The sequence below is a fragment of the Paraburkholderia sp. GAS32 genome (genome assembly GCF_050434225.1).
In the GTDB taxonomy this organism is placed as follows: domain Bacteria; phylum Pseudomonadota; class Gammaproteobacteria; order Burkholderiales; family Burkholderiaceae; genus Paraburkholderia; species Paraburkholderia madseniana.
On the sequence record NZ_JBNPVS010000007.1, the window covers coordinates 267,168 to 288,844 of the forward strand.

Below are 21,677 nucleotides of genomic sequence, written 5' to 3' on the forward strand. Positions count from 1 at the left end.
TGACGCGTTCGGGAAATCAAGGAAGCGAAGCGATGAGTATCAATGTGATTCAGCTGATTCAGTCCGCGTTGACGGACGGTGTCGTGCGACAGATGGCGGCCCGCTTCGGGCTGCCGCCGGACGCGACCCAGAAGGTGCTTGCAACAACCGGGCCGGCGCTGGTCGCCGGTCTGATGCAGAAGGGCGCAACGCTCGACGGCGCGCGTTCGCTGTTCGCAACGATCCTCTCGCCTGAGGTGAACGGCCACATCGCCGAGCAGTTGCCGCAACTGCTCGGCAGCACCACCGGGGTGAGCCAGTTGGAAGGTGTGGGGCGGCAGTTGCTCGAGCGCGCATTCGATCGCCGCGTCGATACGCTCAGCGACGAGGTCGCCACTCAAACCGGCGTCCCGGCGCATGCGACGCACGCCATGACGGGTATCGTCGGCGCAACGCTGCTGGGCCTGCTGAAGCGGCATTTTCTCGAAGGTCAGGGTAACGTCGGCCAGTTGCCGACGCTGCTGGGCCATCAGTTGCCGGCCATTGCGCCGTATCTGAACGACCGTCTGATGGCCGGGCTTGGCCTGACTGGACTCGGCGCGTTCACCGGGAATATTTTGTCGCAGCTTAAGGCGGTCTCGGCGCACATCGACCATCCGACGCCTGCCGCCAAGCCGGTGGCCGAAGCCATGTCGAGCATCCGCGTGCCAACCGACGCGGTGGTGCGCGAAGAGCGCCGTTCGCGCAAGTGGCTGTGGTGGCTGCTCGCGGCGATTGCTGCGGTGCTGGCTTTCCTGTTCCTGCGCGGTTGCCATAGCGAGCAACGAGACGAACAAAGCAGCGAGCGCAGTAGCGCCGGAGCCGCGGCAACGGCGCAGCCGGCGTCCGCATCGGCTGAGGCCTCGGCCGCCGCGGCTGCAACGCCTGCCGCTGTAGCTGCAAGCGCCGCCAGCGAAGCGCAGCAACCTGCCGCCGCGCCCGCGCCGACCAAAGACAGTCAGCTCAGCTTCACCGTCGACGCCGCCGGCAAACCGACGCTTACGGCCACGGTTGGCAGCGAAGCCGAAAAGACCCATCTGATCGACGCGCTGACAAAGCATTTCGGCGCTGACCGTTTCGTCGCGAACGTCACGGTCGATCAGGACACCAAGCAGGCCGACTGGCTCGTTCATCTGGACGGCCTGCTGCCGCTGATGGCATTGCCGCGCGCCGAGGTGAAAGTGGATGGCGCGCACGTCGAACTGAGCGGCAGCGCGGCAAACGCGAAGCTCGGCTGGCTCGATAAACTCAAATCGCTGTTCGGCGCCTCGTATCAGATCGGTTCGTTCAACGTCGAACAGGCGGTCGCGAACGCAACCGAAAACTTCCGCGGCGCGATCAAGGGCCTCCTCGCGCCGGACAGCTCGTGCGTAACAGCAGACGTGGTCAAGGTGTTGAACCTGCAGGTGATCAACTTCGCAAGCGCCGGTGCTCGCGTGCCGGCCTCGGCGCTGGAAGATCTGAACCAGTCGGCGCAAGTGTTGAATGCCTGCGCGCGTAACGGCAAGACGGCCAAGCTCGAAGTGGCCGGCTATTCGGACAATGTCGGCGGTGCGCAAGCCAATCTGCAACTGTCGAAGAAGCGCGCCGAAGCGGTTCGCGCGTATCTCGTGAAGACGGGTGTGCCGGCGGATTCGCTGGTCGCGCAAGGTTATGGCGATGCGCGTCCGGTCGCGAGCAACGACACGGCAAGCGGCCGTTTCGCCAACCGCCGCATCGAGTTTGTCGCGCAGCAGTAATGACGGTGCTGACTGAGCCTTGAAGATAAGTCTCTGAGATGCGCCCGTCGCGATAGGCTTCCGAGGTGGTGCTTGGAGATAAGTCTTCGAGGTCAGCCGTGTCTTGAAGACATGCCGCCCGGTTCGCGCCGGGGGCATGTTGTCATTCGGCTGGCCGCGTATGCGGCGGTGTCTTAGCGGGCGCCGTGATGCCGGTCATACCGATGCCCGGCCCCACCATGAAATCGTCGCCGGCCTGGCCTGGCAGCGTCTCGCGCGCTACCTCCAGCCATGCGCGCGCCGCGTGTGACAGATAGCCGTTGCGGCGCCAGCCAATCGCCACTTCCCATGGAATCTCCGGTTCCACTACGGGGCGGCAGGTGAACTGCGCCGCGTCGAGCCGTCGGCAATACGGCGCAGGCAACAGCGCGATACCGACCCCGGCCAGCACTAACGCCGCCATGAAATCCCAGTGCCCGCTGCGCCCGACGATGGTCGGCGCAAAGCCGGCGGTCCGGCACGCGTTCAGCACGACGTCGTTGAGCGCGAGGCTCTCGCCATAGAACACGAACTGCTCGTTGGCGAGCTCGGCGAGCGGAACTTCGTGCAGATCGTCCCAGCGCGAGCCGGTGCGCGCGACCAGCCACAGCAATTGCCGGGTCATCGGCAACACCTCGATGTTCTCCGGGTCGACCGGTTGTAACACGCCACCTAACTCCAGTTCGCCGTGGATCAGCGCGGTCTCGATCGCGCGTGAACCCTGCTCGAACAGCTTCAGCTCAATTTTCGGATAGCGCTGGCGGAAGGCGGCGATGGCCGGCGTGAACAGCGAGCCGCCCATTGGCGGAATGCCGATGGTCAACTCGCCGCGGCCGAGCGTATCGAGGTCATTCAACTCGGCCTGCAACTGCGCGTGCGCGGCCAGCACGTCCTGACCGCGCTGATAGACGATCCGGCCGGCGTCGGTCAGCACCATTTGGCGCCCATCGCGTAGCAGCAACGGCGAGCCGATTTCGTCCTCCAGCGACTTGACCATCTTGCTGATGGTCGGCTGCGTGACGAACATCTGCTCGGCGGCGACGGTGAAGCTCTGTTGACGGACCACTTCGACGAAATACCGCAGCGCTCGTAGTTCCACGATCTCAGGCTCCAGAATTCCAATTTGGAATGATCCGAGCGATTGTAAGTCATCGTATTTATGTTGCGGGGTAAGCTGATGGCGACGCTTCGTGTCGGCGCCGTTTGCGCGCAGTGCGTTGGCCGGTGCGGTCGCGCACGTCGCTTTTCCAGGATGGACCTGACGGGAAGCGGGCTACCATCGACGGTTCTCTATCGTTCGGCCCGCAGCGCCTGTTTCAATCCATGAAGCCCATCTCGATCATCATTCCCTGCTACAACGGCGCGGCGACGCTCGCCCGTGCGCTCAAAAGTTGCCTGATTCAGCCGGAAGCCGCGCAGATTGTCGTGGTGGACGACGGCTCGACAGATGCGTCCACCGACCTGGTCGCACACTACGGGCGACTCGACCCACGCGTGTGCTTGCTGCAGATGCCGTACAACGGCGGCCCGGCTCGGGCGCGCAACTGGGGCGCGATGCATGCAGCTTACGGTCTGCTCGCCTTCCTCGACGCCGACGACGAATACCTGCCCGGCGCGCTAGCCGCCGCGAGCGCGTTTCTCACGCAGAACCCGAACGAAGTGTCCGTGCGGCTCGACGTCGACTACACGGATTTTCCGGCCGAGCTCACCAACCATCCCGACTTCGGCAAGCACGCCGCAACGCTCAGCAACACGGTGCCGAGCAGCCTGATCATCCGCCGCGCAGCGTATGCCGCGCTCGGCGGCTTTCCGATGGACAACGCGTTTCGTCGCATCGGTGGCGAAGATGGCGCGTTTTCGTGGGCCTTGCGTGACATTTTCGGCAACCGGCGCCTGGATGACGCGAAACGCGTGCGCATGCACTATCACGCGGGCATTCACGCCGAACGCTATTTCCGCATCGTTCTTGGTTTGCAGACACCGGATCCTGCCGACGTGGCCGACGCGTTCCGCTTTTCGAGGCAGTTTCTCGAATCCGCGCGCGCGGGCATCGAGCAGTTGCGCACGGCAAGCGTCGCTGCCGGGGCGGCCGCCTCTGCTCCCCCGAATCACGCTGCGTAGATTCCAAACACCGACGTGGCTCGAGCGCAGGGCCAAGGCGCGCCGCACCCGGCCGCCACCGCCTGCCGCCAAAGACCCTGGCGCTACAAAAAGCTCCAACTCCGCCAGTCCAGCCTCACCCCGAAGCCATCTCGATTTGCTACAATCGCCGTTCGTCTTCGAGGAGCGTTGCGACGGGTACCGCGAATCAGCATATTCGCCGGCCGCCCGCCAGGCTCGGAGGCTTCAATCGGAGGGCCAGGATGCGCATTGCGCTCCCATCCACCGCATCGAACCGCGCTCACGTCAAATTTCTAGTCAATTCTTTAGAAAGGAGGGCGTGATGAACGCCGCAGTTCTCGATTCAAAGCAAGATTTTCTCGTCGCCGATATGTCGCTTGCAGCCTGGGGCCGCAAGGAACTGAATATCGCTGAAACCGAAATGCCCGGCCTCATGCAGACGCGCGAGGAATACAAGAGCTCGCAGCCGCTGAAGGGTGCGCGCGTCGCGGGTTCGCTGCACATGACGATTCAAACCGGCGTGCTGATCGAAACCTTGACGGCACTCGGCGCGGACGTGCGCTGGGCATCGTGCAATATCTTCTCGACGCAGGATCATGCAGCCGCCGCGATTGCGCAAGGCGGCGTGCCGGTGTTCGCATTCAAGGGCGAATCGCTCGACGAATACTGGGAATTCTCACACCGCATTTTCGAATGGCCGAATGGCGAATTCGCCAACATGATCCTCGACGACGGCGGCGACGCCACGTTGCTGCTGATCCTCGGCTCGAAGGCTGAGAAAGACCGTTCGGTGATCTCGAAGCCGGAAAACGAAGAAGAAGTCGCGCTGTACAAGTCGATCGCCAAGCATCTCGACGCCGATCCGGTGTGGTACTCCACGCGTCTCGCGCACATCCAGGGCGTGACCGAAGAAACCACGACCGGCGTGCACCGTCTGTACCAGATGGAAAAGGAAGGGCGCCTGCCGTTCCCGGCCATCAACGTGAACGATTCGGTCACGAAGTCGAAATTCGACAACCTGTATGGCTGCCGCGAATCGCTGGTCGACGGTATCAAGCGCGCAACCGACGTGATGATCGCGGGCAAGATCGCGGTCGTGGCGGGTTACGGCGACGTGGGCAAGGGTTGCGCGCAATCGCTGCGCGGTCTGGGCGCGACGGTGTGGGTCACGGAAATCGATCCGATCTGCGCGTTGCAGGCAGCGATGGAAGGCTATCGCGTCGTGACGATGGAATACGCGGCGGACAAGGCCGACATCTTCGTGACGGCGACCGGCAACTTCCACGTGATCGGCCACGATCATATGGCTGCCATGCGCAACAACGCGATTGTCTGCAACATCGGTCACTTCGACTCGGAAATCGACGTTGCATCGACGCGCAAGTACCAGTGGGAAAACATCAAGCCGCAAGTCGACCACATCATTTTCCCGGACGGCAAGCGCGTCATCCTGCTGGCTGAAGGGCGTCTGGTGAATCTGGGTTGCGCAACGGGCCATCCGTCGTTCGTGATGTCGGCATCGTTCACGAATCAGACGATCGCGCAGATCGAGTTGTTCGTGCACGGCGACAAGTACGAAAACAAGGTCTATGTGTTGCCGAAGCACCTTGATGAAAAGGTCGCGCGTCTGCATCTGGGGCGTATCGGTGCGGAACTGACGGTGCTGTCGGACTATCAGGCGAGCTATATCAGCGTCGACAAGAACGGTCCGTTCAAGCCGAATCACTACCGCTACTAAGCAACCGCTTCCAAGCATCATTAAGCACGCGGGCGGTTTCAAAGCATGACAGTTTGACGACAAGGCGGCGCGCAAGGCGCCGCTTTGTTCACCATGCCCGCCTCGTCCCGCGCTTTTTCCCGTGATCGGACACCCTGCCAAAGGAGCTCTACATGACCGTGCTGCTGACCTGGCTGATCAACGCGCTTGCGCTCCTGATCATCACCTACCTCGTACCGTCGATTCATATCCGGAGTTTCGGCACCGCCCTGATCGTCGCGGTGGTGCTCGGATTGATCAATACGATCCTGCGTCCGGTGCTGATCCTGTTGACGCTGCCCGTCACGATCGTCACGCTCGGACTCTTCATTCTGGTGGTCAATGCGCTGTGCTTCTGGCTGTGCGCGTCGCTGCTGAAGGGATTTGAAGTGTCGGGTTTCTGGTCGGCGTTCTTCGGCTCGATTCTGTACAGCATCGTTTCGTGGCTGCTGTCCGCGCTTATTTTCGGCAACCGCAGTATCGGTTGATCTACTGAATCATGAACCCGATCGAACTTTCATTCGAATTCTTCCCGCCGAAAACGCAGGAAGGCGTCGACAAGCTGCGCGCCACCCGCGCGCAACTCGCCGCGCTCAAGCCCAAGTTCGTGTCCGTCACGTTCGGCGCCGGCGGCTCGACGCAACAGGGCACGCTCGACACCGTCGTCGAGATGGCGAAGGAGGGGCTCGAAGCGGCGCCCCACGTCTCGTGCATCGGCTCCTCGAAAGAGAGCCTGCGCGCGATCCTCAACGAGTACCGCGCGCATGGCATCCGCCATATCGTCGCGCTGCGCGGCGATCTGCCGTCCGGCATGGGCGCAGTGGGTGAGCTGCGTTACGCGTCGGAACTGGTGAGCTTTATCCGCGCCGAATTCGGCGACTGGTTCTGGATCGAGGTGGCCGGCTATCCGGAGTACCACCCGCAGTCGCGCTCGCCGCGTCACGATCTGGAAAACTTCGCCCACAAGGTGAAGGCCGGCGCCAATTCGGCGATCACGCAGTACTTCTTCAACGCCGACGCGTACTTCCGTTTCGTCGACGACGCGAGGAAGCTCGGCGTCGACGTGCCGATCGTGCCGGGCATCATGCCGATCACGAACTTCTCGCAACTGATGCGTTTCTCGGAGATGTGCGGTGCGGAAGTGCCGCGTTGGATCGCGCGCCGTCTGGAAAGCTTCGGCGACGACCGCGAGTCGATTCGCGCGTTTGGGCTGGACGTGGTGACGGACCTGTGCGGGCGTCTCATCGAGGCGAAGGTGCCGGGCCTGCACTTCTACACGCTCAATGGCGCTGCGGCGACCAAGGCGATCTGCGAACGGCTGGGCGCTTAACGCTTCGGATCCGTCGTACATGGCCGCGCGGCTTACTTGCCGCGCGGTTTTTTTATGGTTGAAATCTGACGCTGCCGCGCCTCGCGTCTGAAATGTGCCCGCGCATTCTGTGCCTTACGTTGCACCGGCGTGCAATGCAGCGCCAACGGCGCGGGCAATCCGAACTCCGCGTCAGGCATCGCATACTGCTGCGATGCAACAAACATGCCCATTTGGGCATTTCTTGCGAAGCGTAAGCCCTCATTGAACCCGATTTTTGAGCTGTCTATGATCAAAGCGCAGCTGACGTGGCTGCAGTGCGGAGAACATGATGACAGTATCCCGATTGCTGTTTGCAGTTCGCCATACCTGCCTTCCAGCCTTGAGCATGTGCGCGGCCCTGGCTGCCGGCCTTTCGCCCGTCGCTGTTCAGGCGGCCGCCTTGCCCGATAAAACCCTCGTGTTCTGCTCCGAGGGCAGTCCAGCGGGCTTCGACACCGCCCAGTTCACCACCAGCGTGGAATTCACCGCCGGCTCGTACACGGTCTATAACCGGCTGATCGAGTTCGCGCACGGCAGTACCGATATCGAGCCTGGCCTTGCCGAGAAATGGGACGTGTCGCAGGACGGCCTGACCTACACTTTCCATCTGCGGCACGGCGTGAAGTTCCAGACCACCTCGTTCTTCAAGCCCACTCGCGAATTCAACGCTGACGACGTCGTCTTTACTTATCAGCGGATGCTCGATCCGGAACAGCCGTTCCGTAAAGCCTACACAGTGCCGTTTCCGTATTTCACCGACCTTGGCCTCGCGAAGAACATCACCAAGGTCGAGAAGCTCGATCCGTATACGGTGCGTTTCACGCTGAAGGAAGTCGATGCGCCGTTTTTGCAGCAGATCGCAATGCCGTTTGCGTCGATTTTGTCGGCTGAATACGCCGATCAGTTACTGAAAGCAGGTAAAGCGTCCGATATCAATCTATATCCGGTCGGTACCGGTCCATTCATTTTCCGCAGCTATACGAAGGACGATTCAATTCGGTTTGACGGCAATCCCGATTACTGGAAACCGGGCGTCGTCAAAGTCAGCAAGCTGATATTCGCGATTACCGTCGACCCGGCCGTGCGGCTGCAAAAATTGAAGCGCGGCGAGTGCCAGGTCATGTCGTATCCGCGTCCCGGCGATATTCCAGCGGTTAAAGCCGATGCATCGCTCGCCATTCCGAGTCAGGTCGGTTTCAATCTCGGCTATATCGCGTACAACAACACCAAGAAGCCGCTCGACAATCTGATGGTGCGCCGCGCGCTCGATATGTCGATCAACAAGAAAGCGATTATCGAATCGGTGTATCAGGGCGCCGGCCAGGCGGCGACCAATCCGATGCCGCCGACGCAATGGGGCTACGACAAGAATCTGAAGGACGCCCCGTACGACGTCGACAAAGCGAAAGCGCTCCTCAAGGAGGCGGGCTACCCCGACGGCTTCGATCTGACGCTGTGGGCCATGCCGGTTCAGCGGCCTTACAACCCGAACGCGCGTCTGATGGCGGAAATGCTGCAGGCGGATTGGGCGAAGATCGGCGTCAAGGTGAAGATCGCTACTTACGAATGGGGTGAATATATTCGCCGCGGTCATTCGGGCGAGCATGAGGCAATGCTGATCGGCTGGACCGGCGACTATGGCGACCCGGATAACTGGTTGGGCGTATTGCTCGGCTGCGACGCGGTGAACGGCAGTAATTTTTCCAAATGGTGCTACAAGCCTTACGACGATCTGATCCGGAAGGGTCGCAGCACGACCGATCTTGCCGAGCGCACCAAGGCTTATACGGAAGCCCAGGAAATCTTCAAAGACCAGGTGCCGTTCACGCCAATCGCCCATTCCACGGTGTATCAGCCCATCAGCAAGAACGTCACGGGCTTCAAGATCGACCCGTTCGGCCCGACGCAATTCATGAACGTCGGCCTGAAATAAGAGCAGGCGGGCGGTTTTCCGGCCGAGCCCGCCTCGCCTCGCAACAGCCGTACGCTCCAGCCAGCGCCGGCGTACGGCCGCCCACATGCCCTAACTGTTTCCGATCGTCAACAGGGGTATTTTCCTCCGCTTGTTGCTGTGAGCCAAGCTCAAGTAAGATCGCGCTACGCCGGCGGGAGCCGGCCCCGAACCTGGAGGAAACATGAAGCAAAACAACCTGTTGCGCGCCGCGCGTGTTACGACGCTCGTCGCTGCTGCAGCGGCATCGATGCTGGGCGCTACGAGCGCGCATGCCGAGATTCCGAACAAAACACTCGTTTACTGCTCAGAAGGCAGCCCTGCGGGTTTCGATCCGGCCCAGTACACCACGGGTGTCGACTTCACGGCCAACACGTTCACCGTTTATAACCGCCTCGTCGAGTTCGAACGCGGCGGCACGAAAGTCGAGCCTGGCCTGGCAGAAAAGTGGGATGTCTCGGCGGACGGCAAAACCTACACGTTCCATCTGCGCCACGGCGTGAAGTTCCAGACCACGTCGTTCTTCAAGCCGACGCGCGAATTCAACGCGGACGACGTCGTGTTCACGTTCCAGCGCATGCTGGACACGAACCAGCCGTTCCGTAAGGCGTACCCGGTCCAGTTCCCGTACTTCACGGACATGGGCCTCGACAAGCTGATCGCCAGCGTCGAAAAGGTCGACCCGTACACGGTCAAGTTCACGCTGAAGGAAGTCAACGCGCCGTTCATCCAGAATCTGGCAATGGAATACGCGTCGATCCTCTCGGGTGAATACGCCGACCAGCTGCTGAAGGCCGGCAAGGCTGCCGACATCAACCAGAACCCGGTCGGCACGGGCCCGTTCATTTTCCGCAGCTATACGAAGGATGCGACGATCCGTTTCGACGGCAATCCGGACTACTGGAAGCCGAACGAGGTGAAGATCTCGAAGCTGATCTTCTCGATCACGCCGGACGCCGGCGTTCGCGTGCAGAAGATCAAGCGCGACGAATGCCAGGTGATGAGCTATCCGCGTCCGGCCGACATCGCGCCGCTGAAGGCTGAAGCGAACATCGCGATGCCGTCGCAACCGGGCTTCAACCTGGGCTACCTCGCATACAACGTGTCGCACAAGCCGGTCGACAAGCTCGAAGTGCGTCAGGCGCTCGACATGGCGATCAACAAGAAGGCGATCATCGAGTCGGTGTATCAAGGCGCAGGCCAGGCCGCGACGAACCCGATGCCGCCGACCCAATGGTCGTACGACAAGAACCTGAAGAGCGCCGCGTACGATACGGACAAGGCCAAGGCACTGCTGGCGAAGGCCGGTTATCCGAACGGCTTCGACATCACGCTGTGGGCGATGCCGGTGCAACGCGCGTACAACCCGAACGCCCGTCTGATGGCGGAAATGATCCAGGCCGACTGGGCCAAGATCGGCGTGAAGGCGAAGATCGTCACGTATGAATGGGGCGAGTACATCAAACGCGCGCACGCAGGTGAAGACGACACGATGCTGATCGGCTGGACCGGCGACAACGGCGATCCGGACAACTGGCTCGGCACGCTGCTCGGCTGCGAAGCGGTGAACGGCAACAACTTCTCGAAGTGGTGCTACAAGCCGTTCGAGGATCTGGTCCAGAAGGGTCGCGAGTCGTCCGATCAGGGCGCGCGCACGACGGCGTACACGCAGGCGCAGCAGATTTTCGCGCAGCAACTGCCGTTCTCGCCGATCGCTCACTCGACCGTGTACCAGCCTGTCAGCAAGAAGGTGGTCGACATGCGTATCGAGCCGCTCGGTTATGCGCGCTTCGACGGCGTCAGCGTCAAGTAACAGTTATACAGTCAAGCTTACGCAGTAGCTTTTCGCACGGTTAGAAAACTGGTCGAAATGGTCCGGCGGCCGGGGTCACAAGCCCTCGTCGCCGGTTGCGTTTTTTCTTCATCAAGACCATAGGGACGAACCATGTTCCGCTTTGTTTTGCGCCGCATCGGCATGGTGATACCGACGTTCATCGGCATCACGATCCTCGCGTTTGCGCTGATTCACCTGATACCGGGCGACCCCATCGAAGTGATGATGGGCGAGCGCGGCGTCGATCCCGCCATGCATGCCGCCGCGATGCATCGCCTCGGGCTCGACGAGTCCTTGCCGATTCAATACGTTCACTACATCGGTCGCGCCATGCACGGCGACCTCGGCACCTCGATCATCACCAATACCAGCGTGATGGGCGAATTCCTCGCACGTTTTCCCGCTACCGTCGAACTGTCGATCTGCGCGATGCTGTTCGCGTTGATCGTCGGCTTGCCCTCGGGCGTGTTCGCGGCGCTCAGGCGCGGCACGGTGGTCGATCACGGCGTGATGGGCACGGCGCTCACCGGCTACTCGATGCCGATCTTCTGGTGGGGCTTGATCCTCATCATGTTTTTTTCCGTCGACCTTGGCTGGACGCCGGTGTCGGGCCGCATCGCGGTGGAATACGACATTCCGCACGTGACTGGCTTCATGCTGATCGACGCGTTGATGTCCACCGACGAAGGCGCGTTCAAATCCGCGGTCAGTCATCTGATTTTGCCGGCCATTGTGCTCGGCACGATTCCGCTGGCGGTCGTCGCGCGGATGACACGTTCGTCGATGCTCGAAGTGCTGCGCGAAGACTACATTCGTACTGCGCGTGCGAAGGGTTTGTCGCCTGGTCGCGTGATCGTCGTGCATGCATTGCGTAATGCGCTGATTCCGGTCGTGACCGTGATCGGCCTGCAGGTCGGCACCTTGCTCGCAGGCGCCGTGCTGACGGAGACGCTGTTTTCGTGGCCGGGTATCGGCAAGTGGCTGATCGACGCGATCGGCCGGCGCGACTATCCGGTGGTGCAGGGCGGTATCCTGATGATCGCTACGCTGGTGATCGTTGTGAACCTCGTCGTCGATCTGTTGTACGGCGTGCTGAATCCGCGCATTCGCCATACGAGGTAACCTGACCATGGCAGACATTCAAAATACAGTCCCCACAGCGGTGACGCCGCCCAGCGGCCGCGCCATCGCCGCCCGCGAATTCTGGGCGAATTTCTCGCGTAACCGTGGTGCGGTCACCGCCGGCGTCATCGTGCTGGTGTTGATCTTCATCGCAATCTTCGCACCCTTGATCGCGCCGCATAGCCCGATCGAGCAGTATCGCGACTCCGTGAAAATCCCGCCCGCCTGGCTCGACGGCGGTAACTGGAAGTTCGTTCTCGGCACCGACGAAGCAGGCCGCGACATCCTCTCGCGTCTGATGTATGGCGCGCGGCTGTCGTTCTGGATCGGCTTTGTCTCGGTGGTGCTCGCGCTGATTCCGGGCATCGTGCTCGGCTTGATCGCGGCGTTCTTCGAGAAATGGGCCGATACGCCGATCATGCGCATCATGGACGTGCTGCTCGCATTGCCCTCGCTACTGCTGGCAGTCGCGGTGGTCGCGATCATCGGTCCGGGTCTCGTCAACACGATGCTGGCCATCGCGATCGTCGCGCTGCCGGGCTATGTGCGTCTGACGCGTGCGTCGGCACAAGGCGAATTGCAGAAGGAATATGTGACGGCTTCGCGGGTTGCAGGCGCGGGCACGCTGCGTTTGATGTTCTCGCAGGTGCTGCCGAACTGCACCGCACCGTTGATCGTGCAGGCTACGCTGGGCTTTTCGTCGGCGATTCTCGATGCCGCCGCGCTCGGCTTCCTCGGTCTCGGCGTGCAACCGCCGTCGGCGGAGTGGGGCGCGATGCTGGCCTCGGCGCGTGACTATATCGACAGCGCCTGGTGGATCGTCACGATGCCGGGTCTTTCCATCCTGATCTCAGTGCTCGCGATCAATCTGCTCGGCGACGGGCTGCGCGACGCACTCGATCCCAAACTGAAACGGATGGCATGACATGAGTAATCTATTGACCATCCGCAACCTCGCGGTGGATTTCAACGGCCTGCCCGCAGTCGATCGGATCAACCTCGATGTCGCGCAGGGCGAAGTGGTCGGCGTAGTCGGCGAATCGGGCTCGGGCAAGAGCGTGACGATGATGGCGCTGATGGGCCTGATCGACGCGCCGGGCAAAGTCACCGCCGACGAAATCACCTTCAACGGCAAGAATCTGCTGAAGGCGTCGGCGAAGGAACGCCGCAAGATCATCGGCAAAGACATCGCGATGGTGTTCCAGGACGCGCTCACCAGTCTGAATCCGAGCTACACGGTCGGCTATCAGATCAAGGAAGTGCTGAAGCTGCACGAAGGCCTGCGCGGTAGCGCGTTGGACAAACGCGCGCTGGAGTTGCTCGACCAGGTCGGCATTCCTGACGCGAAGAGCCGCATCACGTCGTTCCCGCATCAGATGTCGGGCGGCATGAACCAGCGCGTGATGATCGCGATGGCGATTGCCTGCAATCCGAAACTGCTGATCGCCGACGAACCGACCACCGCGCTCGACGTGACGATCCAGGCGCAGATCATGGAACTGCTGATCAAGCTGCAGAAGGAACGCGGCATGGCGCTCGTGCTGATCTCGCACGATCTGGCGGTGGTGTCCGAGGTCGCGCAGCGTGTCGCGGTCATGTACGCTGGCGAAGTGATCGAAACGAACCGCGTGCCGGACATCTTCGCCGCGCCGCATCATCCGTACACGGAAGCGTTGCTGGCGGCGATTCCCGAACACAATGTCGGCGCGGTGCGGCTCGCCGCACTGCCGGGCATGGTGCCGGGGCGTGATGATCGTCCGAAAGGGTGTCTGTTCGCACCGCGCTGCAAGTATGTGGTCGACGACTGCATGAAGGCGCGACCGGCATTGACACCGATGCAAGGTCACGCCGAAGTGGCGCGCGTGCGCTGCATCAAACCCCTGAACCTGAGCGGCGACGCCAACATTCACACCCATGGAGGCGCACGATGAACGCAGTACTCGAACCGCGGCGCCAGTCGGACCATGCGGGCGATCACGTCCTGGTTGCCGACAAGCTTGCGCGTTACTACACGGTGAAGCGCAGCATGTTCAGCCAGGGCACGGTCAAGGCTTTGAACGGCGTGTCGTTTGCGCTCGACCGCGGCAAGACCCTGGCGGTGGTGGGCGAATCCGGTTGCGGAAAATCCACCCTCGCGCGTCAACTGACCATGATCGAAAAGCCCAGCGCGGGCCGTCTGTTGATCGACGGTGAAGACGTGGCGGGCGCCGATCACGCGAAGATCGCGGCGCTGCGGCGGCGCGTGCAGATGGTGTTTCAGAATCCGTTTGCCTCCCTGAATCCGCGCAAGACAGTCGAGCAGACGCTCAGCGAGCCGCTCGCGATCAACACGCAACTGAGCACGACCGAACGCGCCGAACGGATCGCGCAGATGATGCGTACGGTCGGCCTGCGTCCGGAGCATGCCAAGCGTTATCCGCATATGTTCTCAGGCGGTCAGCGGCAACGCGTGGCCATCGCTCGCGCTATGATCCTCGATCCGCAGATCGTGGTCGCCGATGAGCCGGTGTCCGCGCTCGACGTGTCGATCCAGGCGCAGATTCTCAATCTGTTCATGGATCTGCAGGAGCAGTTCAAGACCAGCTACGTGTTCATCTCGCACAATCTGTCGGTGGTGGAGCACATCGCCGACGATGTGATGGTCATGTATTTCGGTGGCGTGGCGGAGCTTGGCGACAAGAAGCGGATTTTCTCGAATCCGCGTCATCCGTACACGCGTGCGCTGATGTCGGCCACGCCTTCGATCTTCGAAGCGGATCGCACCATCAAGATCAAGCTGCAAGGTGAAATGCCGTCGCCGCTGAATCCGCCATCGGGCTGCACGTTCCATCAGCGCTGCCCGTACGCGATCGACCGTTGCCGCAGCGAAGAACCGAAGTTGCGTGAAGTGGATGGCCGTCAGGTGTCGTGTCACCGCGCCGAGGAGGTGGGGGACATGGATGCCTGATGCAGTGGCGGCGCGTCGTCTTGCGCGCCGCTCGCGCGATGGTGGCCGCCACGCTGCTTTCGCGCGGCGCTGGGGAGCGTTTGCACTGACCGGTGCCACGCTCCTCGGCGTATGTTCTGCTTTTCACCTGAGCGCAGGGCCGATCGGCCTCGCGCATGCCGCTGGGGCGGCTGCCAATACGCCCGCCCAGGCAGGACGGCCGGCGATGCCGGTGCCAAGTCTGCCGGCGCCGCCACGCGCCACCTTGCCGGGCTTCAATCCTCCGCCCGCTACGCCCGGCACCACGGCGAGCGGCCCGGTGCGCGCGCAGCCTGCGCGCATGCCGTTCTATGTCGCGACACGCGGCACCACGACCATTTACGTGCTCGGCACGTTGCATGTCGGCGACCCCGCCGACTATCCGCCCGGGCAACCGTTCCGCGCGCCGATCCTGGGCGCCCTGGCGGCTTCGCCGACGCTGGCGCTCGAACTCTCACCCGACGAACTGCTGGTCTCGCAAGACGACGTGTCGAAGTACGGCGTATGCCGCCGCGACTGTCTGCCGGGTCTGCTGCCCGAACCTTTATGGCGCAAGCTGGCCTTGCGCCTGCGCGGCAATCCCGCGGCGCAGGATGAAATCAAGAAGATGCGGCCGTGGCTCGCGTCTCTCGTCGTCGAAACCTACGATTCGTTGAGTGCAGGCTTGCAGACCGAGTACGGCACGGAAGCGCAATTGCAGAACGTCTATATCAGGACGCGCGGCAAGATCGTCGGTCTCGAGACCTTGCCGCAGCAAATGCGTGCGTTCACCGGACTCACGCTTGCGCAGCAACGCGAAATGCTCGCGCAGGACCTGGTGCAGACGCCCGCGGAAAACGTCGACGATGTGAAGACGTTGCACCGGCTGTGGCGAGTGGGCGATGCCGATGCGATTGCGGCGTGGCAGGCCGCGAAGTCCGAAAAGCTGGCGCGCGACAAGCGGATCTCCGATTCGATCGACAACCGGATCGTGTACGAACGCAACCGGCGCTTCGTATCGCGGATGCTGCTGATCGCCGGGCCGAACAAGCCGGTGTTCGTGGCGATCGGCGCGTTGCATCTGGGTGGCCGCAAGGGCGTGCTGCAGCTTTTGCGGCAGCACGGGTTCGTGGTGGATGCGGGGTGAGAGTCGTCCCAGCCTTACGCTGCGAAATCTGCGGCGTGGCTGATCACAGTCCTAACCGGGGTAGGCCGTTCGGCCAGATCAGGAACCGGTAATTTCACAGCCAGTCCGACGCTGACGTGTGTCGCAAACTGCTCGCGGCTCATGCGGACATAGCTACGCGTGCGTGCTATGATGTATGTACAGACGTCAATACAGGTGCTGTGTGCGGTTTGAATGGGACGAACTCAAGAATCAAATCAACATTCGTAAGCATGGCATCGATTTCCGAGATGCGGTCGACGTGTTCGATCATCCCGTGCTGACGGCGATAGACCAGCGGGAAGACTACGGTGAAGAACGCTGGATCGCGCTAGGCTGGATGGCCGCGATCGTAGGCGTAGTGGTGTACGTCGAACGCAGCGCCGATGTGATCCGTATCATTTCGGCCCGCAAGGCGACGAAGCACGAGGTCAAACGCTACAAGTACAGCGTCTGGAATTGACTGGCACGGTGGGTAGCGTGGGAATGGCTGAAAAGGAGCAGAGGCGAAATTATGGGTAAAACATCAGGAACCGACTGGAAGCGACTTGCAAAAGCAGGCGACGCGCAAATCGACACGAGCGACGTGCCCGAATTGGGCGACGATTTTTTTGACCGTGCCGAGTTGCACGTTCCGCCGAAACAGGCTGTGACCATGCGCCTGGACGCGGATGTACTGAGCTGGTTCAAAGAACAGGGGGCGGGCTATCAAACGCGCATCAACAAGTTGTTGCGCGCCTACATGCTGGCGCAGCAGCGTCGCCGTCCTTAAGGCGCGGCGCCGCGGCGTTCTGTCTGCGTACGAAGGTGCGTACGAAAGGATTGAGAAGGCGCTGCGCAGCAACGCCTGAAATCTGCGCAGCGTAGGTTTTATAGACTGCCGTCGCGTAGTTCTTCCGATACGCGTTCGACCACGGGCGCCCAATCGCCCAACCTGGTCTGCCGGAACAACTTCATCGCCGGATACCACGGCGAATCGCTGCGCTCTTCGAGCCAGCGCCAGTCCGAGTTGGCGGGCAGCAGCACCCACACCGGCTTGCCCAGTGCGGCAGCCAGGTGCGCCACGCCGGTGTCCACGGCGATCACAAGATTGAGATTCATGATGAGCGCGGCGGTGTCGTCGAAGCTCTTCAGATCTGCGGTGAAATCGTGGGCGCGGAAAGCTTCAGGTGCATCAGCCAACTGATCGTGCGCTGGCCCCTTTTGCAGCGCGTACCACGCGATGTCATTCAGCTCGCTTAGCTGGCTCAGGTTGGCCAATGCCATCGAGCGATAACGATCGTTGCCGAACGTCGGGCTGCCGGACCACACCAGGCCCACTTTGCGTTTTGCTGTGCCGGCTGCGTCCACCCGCTTGCGCCATGCCTTGATCTTTGCCTTGTCGGCAAAAATGTACGGCACATCCGCGGGAATGGTCGACAGTTCGGTGCCGACGCACGACGGCACGCTCATCAACGGCACCCAGAAGTCGTACGGGCCTTCAGGCGTGCCACTGAACGCGCGATGCACGCCCGGGATGCGCTCGACCAGCGGCAGAAGCGGCTCGCGCACACAGAGATCGACCGTGGCGCCGAGTTGCTCGAGCACGCGCGCATAGCGCAGAAACTGGAAGTGGTCGCCGAAACCCTGTTCGCCGACCAGCAACAGACGGCGCCCGTCGAGCGGCTCGCCATGCCACTCCGCAACACCCGGCACGGCGATCGCCTCGTAGTCGCTCTTGCGCCAGCGTTGCGCAAATTCCGCCCAACCCTGCTTGTAATCTCCGCGCTTGAGCAACAGCCACGCGAGGCCCTGATGCGCGTCCGCGTAGTTGGGATCGAGCGCCAGTGCATGACGGTAGAAGCCTTCTTCTTCATCCAGGCGGCCCTGCGCGCCGAGAGATCCGCCGAGGCAAACCAGATTGGTCAGGTTCGGCTTGAGTGCGACTGCACGCCGATACTGCGATTCGGCACCGGCGTAGTCACCGAGCTTGCCGATCAGGCTGCCCAGATTGATGTGGGCCTCGGCATAATCGCCACGCAGTGCCAGTGCCCGTTCGAAACTGGCGATGGCGGCGGCGTGGTCACCTTGCGCGTTGTACGCATTGCCAGCACTGAAATGCGCTTCCGCCGAGTGCGGATCGAACGCCAGCGCGTGCTGATAGCAGGCCAGCGCCTCGTCGTAGCGGCCGAGCTTGTTCAGCGCCGTGCCGAGGTTCAGATGTGCGTCGACTAGCGACGGATTCGCCGTCAACGCTAGCCGGTATTGTTCGATCGCTACTTCGAGCGAGCCTTGCGCTTGCAGCGCAACGCCGAAGTTGTTGCGCGCGTCGGCGAAATCCGGCTGCAACTGCAGCGCCTGGTCATAGCAGATCATCGCTTCTTCGCGATGGCCGAGCGCAGCGGCGACGAGACCACGGTTGCTCCAGCAGGCGGCGTCGGTGCGATCGAGTTTGAGCGCTTCGCTCATCAACTCGGCGGCGAAACCATGGTCGCCGCGCTGATGTTGCAGTACGCCGAAGTAATGCAGCACTTTGGCATGCGTTGGGTCGAGTGCGAGCGCTTCGCGGTAAAGAGGCTCGGCCGCATCGAGGCGGCCGGCCTGATGTGCTTCGAGCGCGGCCTCAATGAGAGAGGTGAGGTAAGCGGAGGGCGGCGCGTCGGTGGGCGCGGTGTCGGGGTGGGCTTGATGTTCCATGAGGGACCTGCTGGAAAGCGCTGACGGCGCGCGTTGCCAGCGCATGTGGATGGAAGAGCATCCACCAGCTTAAGTTCAGGCCCCTTCCCTGGCGATCGGACGCCTCCGAATTCGGCGGCGTCCATTTGCCGCGGACTCACGCGCATGCATCGACCACAGCGAAAGTCCTATGCGATATCGGAGGCTGTCACGCGGCTCGGCAAACGGCCCTACAGGAACATCAGGAAATTCAACAGGAAGATGTTCACAACCAGCAGGGTCAGCGCGGTCGGCACCTGCACCTTAATTACCGCATTCTTATCCGGCAATTCCAGCAGCGCGGCCGGCACCATGTTGAAGTTTGCGGCCATCGGTGTCATCAGCGTGCCGCAGTAGCCCGAGAACATGCCGATCGCGACCATCACCGCCGCGTTGCCGTGAAACACGCCGACCAGGATCGGCACACCGACGCCGCCTGTCATCACCGGGAACGCGGCGAAGCCGTTACCCATCACCATCGTGAAGAGCGCCATGCCGATGCAGTACACGGCCACCGCGATAAAGCGGTAGTCGAGGCTGATGTAGGCCGTGGTCACGTGAGCGACCGCCTTGCCGACGCCGGCGTCCGAGAACACGAGACCGAGCATGCCGAGCATCTGCGGCAGCACCGCGGCCCATGACAATGCGTCGACCAGGCGGCGCGCCTCTTTCATCGACTGGCCGACGGTATCGCGTGTCATCACGCAGGCAATCGCAAGTGCAATCACGCAGCCGATGCCGAAACCGATCAGCGTGACGTTGGCCTTCTCGAACAACGGCATGCCGCCAAAGATCAGATGGCTGGCCGACAGCGTAATGATCACGGTGACGACGGGAATCGTCAGCGCGGGTACAAACAGCTTGTTACCCAGACGCGCGGCGCTTGCCTTGCGCGCTTCGAGCGACAGCACCTTCGGCTTGGCTGCGGTCACGCCGCCGAATCCTGCGGCCAACGCCATCACGATCACCAGCACGCCGACCACCGACGGCGGCAGCTTGTCGCCGATCAGGAAGATCAGCGCGTAAAGAATCCAGAAACCGCCGGCGGTGAAACGGCGCGGGTGTTCTTTATCCGTGACGATCATGCCGCCGATCACGAGCAGCACGACGCCGAGCAGCCAGAACAGATAGGTAATCGTGAAGGTCATGCTTTGTCTCCTGCGGCGGATTGCGTCGGCGCGACGGAGGCGGTGTTCGCGGCGGCATTGCCGCGCAGTTCGCGTTCGAGTCTGCGGTCGAGCAGATAGAGGCGGAAGCCGTGAATGATGAACGCGCAGATCGCGGTCGGAATGCCCCAGACGGCCACGTGAATCGGCTCGACGATGATGCCGGCTTCTTTCAGGAAGGTCGTCATCAGCACGATTGCGCCGAACGCGACGAAGATGTCTTCACCGAAGAACAGGCCGACGTTGTCGGTCGCCGCGGAGAAGGCGCGCAATTTGAAACGCACGGCGTCGCTGATCTTGCCGAAGCGCGTTTCAGTCGCGCCTTCAGCCATCGGCGCGATCAGCGGACGCACCATCTGCGGATGGCCACCGAGACCGGTCAGGCCGACAGCGGCGGTCAGCTCGCGCACCAGCAGATAGACGATCAGCAAGCGCCCCGCGGTCGCGGCCTTGATGCCGCCGATCCAAGCTTGCGCGCGCTCTCGCAGGCCGTGCCGTTCCAGCAGGCCGATCACGGCCAGCGGCAGCAGGATGATCAGCGGGATATTGCGGGTCTTGATGAAGCCGGTGCCGATTTCAGCGAGGATCTTTTCAGGCGGGAAGTGCGCGGCCAGACCGGTGATGATCGCGGCAACCGCCACGATCAGCATCGGATTGAACCGTAATAAAAAGCCGACGATGATGACGGCCACGCCAATGAGCGGCCATAGACTGACTGTTGTCTGCATCTGGATCTCCAAACAGGGTTTCAACCTCGCCGCTTGTGGCGGCTAACGTGGGCCGGCGCCTGATGATCCACGCGCCGTCTTGCTGCCACGGCTCTTGATGGCCGCGTTGCTTCGACTACACCTGCACCTGCACCTGCTGCTTGTTTGCTGATTGTTTGCCGCTTATCTGCTGCTCATTTGCTGTTCCACCGCGAGTACTGCAATGCGTCCTGCACCTGACAAACGCCCCGCACGGAGCGGGGCGTTCGGGGTTGGGTAACGGTTGAATCGCGCTGTCTGGTTCGCAATGATCGACGCGCGAGTCAGACGCTCGCGGCGCCGGCCGCGTGAACATCAATGCCCGCGTCCTCTAGCGCGCTGCGGATGCGCCGTGCGAACGCCAGCGCGTGCGGGCCGTCGCCGTGCAGGCAGATGGTTTGGGCGTTGAGCGGCACCCAGTGTCCGTCGACGGCCTGCACGCGGCGCTCGCGCACCATGGCGAGCGTGCGCTCCAGCACCACGTCTTCGTCGTCGAGCAGCGCGCCCGGTTCCTTGCGCGGCACGAGCGAGCCGTCGGCGCGATAGCCGCGGTCGGCGAATACTTCTTCGACGGCAGTCAGGCCGGCTGCCCGGGCAGCCGTCACGAGTCCGCTGTTGGCGAGCGCGAACACCGCCACCGACGGGTCGAAATCGTGAACCGCCGAGACGATCGCATCGGCGATCTTCGCGTCGCGCGCGGCCTGGTTGTATAACGCTCCGTGTGGCTTCACGTGCGCGATGCGCCCGCCTTCGGCCTGCGCGATCGCCGACAGGGCGCCGAGCTGATACAGCACGCCTGCGTAGATATCGTTGGCCGGCAGATCCATTTCCTTGCGGCCGAAATTCTCAGGATCGTTAAAGCTCGGATGCGCGCCGATCGACACGCCTTTTTGCACCGCCCAGCGCACGCAGTCGCGCATGGCGTTAGGGCCGCCCGCGTGCCAGCCGCACGCGATGTTGGCCGAGCTGACGAGGTCGAGCAGCGCCTCGTCGGAACCGCAGCCTTCGCCGAGGTCGGCGTTCAAATCGATTTCCATGGTGTTCCCCTACAT

Annotated in this window: 19 protein-coding genes and 1 riboswitch; of the genes, 14 read left to right on the top strand and 5 right to left on the bottom strand. The window is 62.2% G+C overall.

Features of this window, described 5'->3' with window-relative positions; translation table 11 throughout:
• Window positions 1-32 precede the first annotated feature (32 nt).
• Complete coding sequence (locus P3T25_RS11870) at window positions 33-1,757, top strand: OmpA family protein (protein WP_429358161.1); 1,725 nt, start codon at window positions 33-35, stop codon at window positions 1,755-1,757.
• 142 nt (window positions 1,758-1,899) lie between these two features.
• On the opposite strand, the gene P3T25_RS11875 is transcribed toward P3T25_RS11870, so the two are convergent.
• The gene (locus tag P3T25_RS11875; RefSeq protein ID WP_171927613.1) at window positions 1,900-2,874 is read right to left on the bottom strand and encodes a LysR family transcriptional regulator; all 975 of its coding nucleotides are present in this window, start codon (window positions 2,872-2,874) and stop codon (window positions 1,900-1,902) included.
• Between the two features lie 224 nt (window positions 2,875-3,098).
• Between P3T25_RS11875 and P3T25_RS11880 the strand changes: the two genes are divergently transcribed.
• From P3T25_RS11880 to P3T25_RS11940, 13 genes are all read left to right on the top strand, one after another.
• Window positions 3,099-3,896 (top strand): glycosyltransferase family 2 protein, encoded by a 798-nt coding sequence (locus P3T25_RS11880; RefSeq protein WP_171927612.1) that lies wholly within the window; start codon window positions 3,099-3,101, stop codon window positions 3,894-3,896.
• Window positions 3,897-4,050: 154 nt separating this feature from the next.
• Window positions 4,051-4,185, top strand: a riboswitch (S-adenosyl-L-homocysteine riboswitch).
• Between the two features lie 33 nt (window positions 4,186-4,218).
• Window positions 4,219-5,634, top strand: coding sequence for an adenosylhomocysteinase (gene ahcY, locus P3T25_RS11885; protein WP_154559824.1), 1,416 nt, complete (start codon window positions 4,219-4,221; stop codon window positions 5,632-5,634).
• A gap of 152 nt (window positions 5,635-5,786) precedes the next feature.
• Window positions 5,787-6,140 (top strand): phage holin family protein, encoded by a 354-nt coding sequence (locus P3T25_RS11890; protein ID WP_028198543.1) that lies wholly within the window; start codon window positions 5,787-5,789, stop codon window positions 6,138-6,140.
• An 11-nt stretch (window positions 6,141-6,151) separates the two neighbouring features.
• Window positions 6,152-6,982, top strand: a complete 831-nt coding sequence (gene metF, locus P3T25_RS11895; protein ID WP_171927611.1) for a methylenetetrahydrofolate reductase [NAD(P)H] — start codon at window positions 6,152-6,154, stop codon at window positions 6,980-6,982.
• A gap of 310 nt (window positions 6,983-7,292) precedes the next feature.
• Window positions 7,293-8,936, top strand: coding sequence for an ABC transporter substrate-binding protein (locus P3T25_RS11900; RefSeq protein ID WP_429358162.1), 1,644 nt, complete (start codon window positions 7,293-7,295; stop codon window positions 8,934-8,936).
• A 202-nt stretch (window positions 8,937-9,138) separates the two neighbouring features.
• Window positions 9,139-10,767 (top strand): ABC transporter substrate-binding protein, encoded by a 1,629-nt coding sequence (locus tag P3T25_RS11905; protein ID WP_266258864.1) that lies wholly within the window; start codon window positions 9,139-9,141, stop codon window positions 10,765-10,767.
• 132 nt (window positions 10,768-10,899) lie between these two features.
• A complete protein-coding gene (locus P3T25_RS11910) occupies window positions 10,900-11,910 on the top strand; it encodes an ABC transporter permease subunit (protein ID WP_154559820.1) in 1,011 nt (336 codons plus the stop codon).
• A 7-nt stretch (window positions 11,911-11,917) separates the two neighbouring features.
• Window positions 11,918-12,835, top strand: a complete 918-nt coding sequence (locus P3T25_RS11915; protein ID WP_171927608.1) for an ABC transporter permease subunit — start codon at window positions 11,918-11,920, stop codon at window positions 12,833-12,835.
• Window position 12,836: 1 nt separating this feature from the next.
• Window positions 12,837-13,841, top strand: a complete 1,005-nt coding sequence (locus tag P3T25_RS11920) for an ABC transporter ATP-binding protein (protein ID WP_154559818.1) — start codon at window positions 12,837-12,839, stop codon at window positions 13,839-13,841.
• On the top strand, window positions 13,838-14,857 hold the full coding sequence (locus P3T25_RS11925) for a peptide ABC transporter ATP-binding protein (RefSeq protein WP_154559817.1): 1,020 nt from the start codon (window positions 13,838-13,840) through the stop codon (window positions 14,855-14,857). The genes P3T25_RS11920 and P3T25_RS11925 overlap by 4 nt, the downstream gene beginning before the upstream one ends.
• Window positions 14,850-16,001 (top strand): TraB/GumN family protein, encoded by a 1,152-nt coding sequence (locus P3T25_RS11930; RefSeq protein ID WP_171927606.1) that lies wholly within the window; start codon window positions 14,850-14,852, stop codon window positions 15,999-16,001. The genes P3T25_RS11925 and P3T25_RS11930 overlap by 8 nt, the downstream gene beginning before the upstream one ends.
• 202 nt (window positions 16,002-16,203) lie before the next feature.
• Window positions 16,204-16,482 carry a BrnT family toxin gene (locus P3T25_RS11935; protein ID WP_168435646.1) on the top strand — a complete coding sequence of 93 codons (279 nt, stop codon included), beginning with the start codon at window positions 16,204-16,206 and terminating at the stop codon, window positions 16,480-16,482.
• Between the two features lie 51 nt (window positions 16,483-16,533).
• Window positions 16,534-16,791: a BrnA antitoxin family protein gene (locus tag P3T25_RS11940; protein ID WP_097390646.1), complete on the top strand. Its 258-nt coding sequence runs from the start codon at window positions 16,534-16,536 to the stop codon at window positions 16,789-16,791.
• A 98-nt stretch (window positions 16,792-16,889) separates the two neighbouring features.
• On the opposite strand, the gene P3T25_RS11945 is transcribed toward P3T25_RS11940, so the two are convergent.
• The 4 genes from P3T25_RS11945 to pxpA all read right to left on the bottom strand — a co-directional run bounded on the left by P3T25_RS11945 (window position 16,890) and on the right by pxpA (window position 21,662).
• The gene (locus P3T25_RS11945; protein ID WP_429358163.1) at window positions 16,890-18,695 is read right to left on the bottom strand and encodes a tetratricopeptide repeat protein; all 1,806 of its coding nucleotides are present in this window, start codon (window positions 18,693-18,695) and stop codon (window positions 16,890-16,892) included.
• A gap of 209 nt (window positions 18,696-18,904) precedes the next feature.
• Window positions 18,905-19,861 carry a DUF979 domain-containing protein gene (locus tag P3T25_RS11950; RefSeq protein ID WP_429358164.1) on the bottom strand — a complete coding sequence of 319 codons (957 nt, stop codon included), beginning with the start codon at window positions 19,859-19,861 and terminating at the stop codon, window positions 18,905-18,907.
• The gene (locus tag P3T25_RS11955) at window positions 19,858-20,607 is read right to left on the bottom strand and encodes a DUF969 domain-containing protein (protein WP_154559812.1); all 750 of its coding nucleotides are present in this window, start codon (window positions 20,605-20,607) and stop codon (window positions 19,858-19,860) included. The genes P3T25_RS11950 and P3T25_RS11955 overlap by 4 nt, the downstream gene beginning before the upstream one ends.
• A gap of 302 nt (window positions 20,608-20,909) precedes the next feature.
• A complete protein-coding gene (gene pxpA / locus P3T25_RS11960) occupies window positions 20,910-21,662 on the bottom strand; it encodes a 5-oxoprolinase subunit PxpA (protein ID WP_154559811.1) in 753 nt (250 codons plus the stop codon).
• Between the last annotated feature and the right edge of the window lie 15 nt (window positions 21,663-21,677).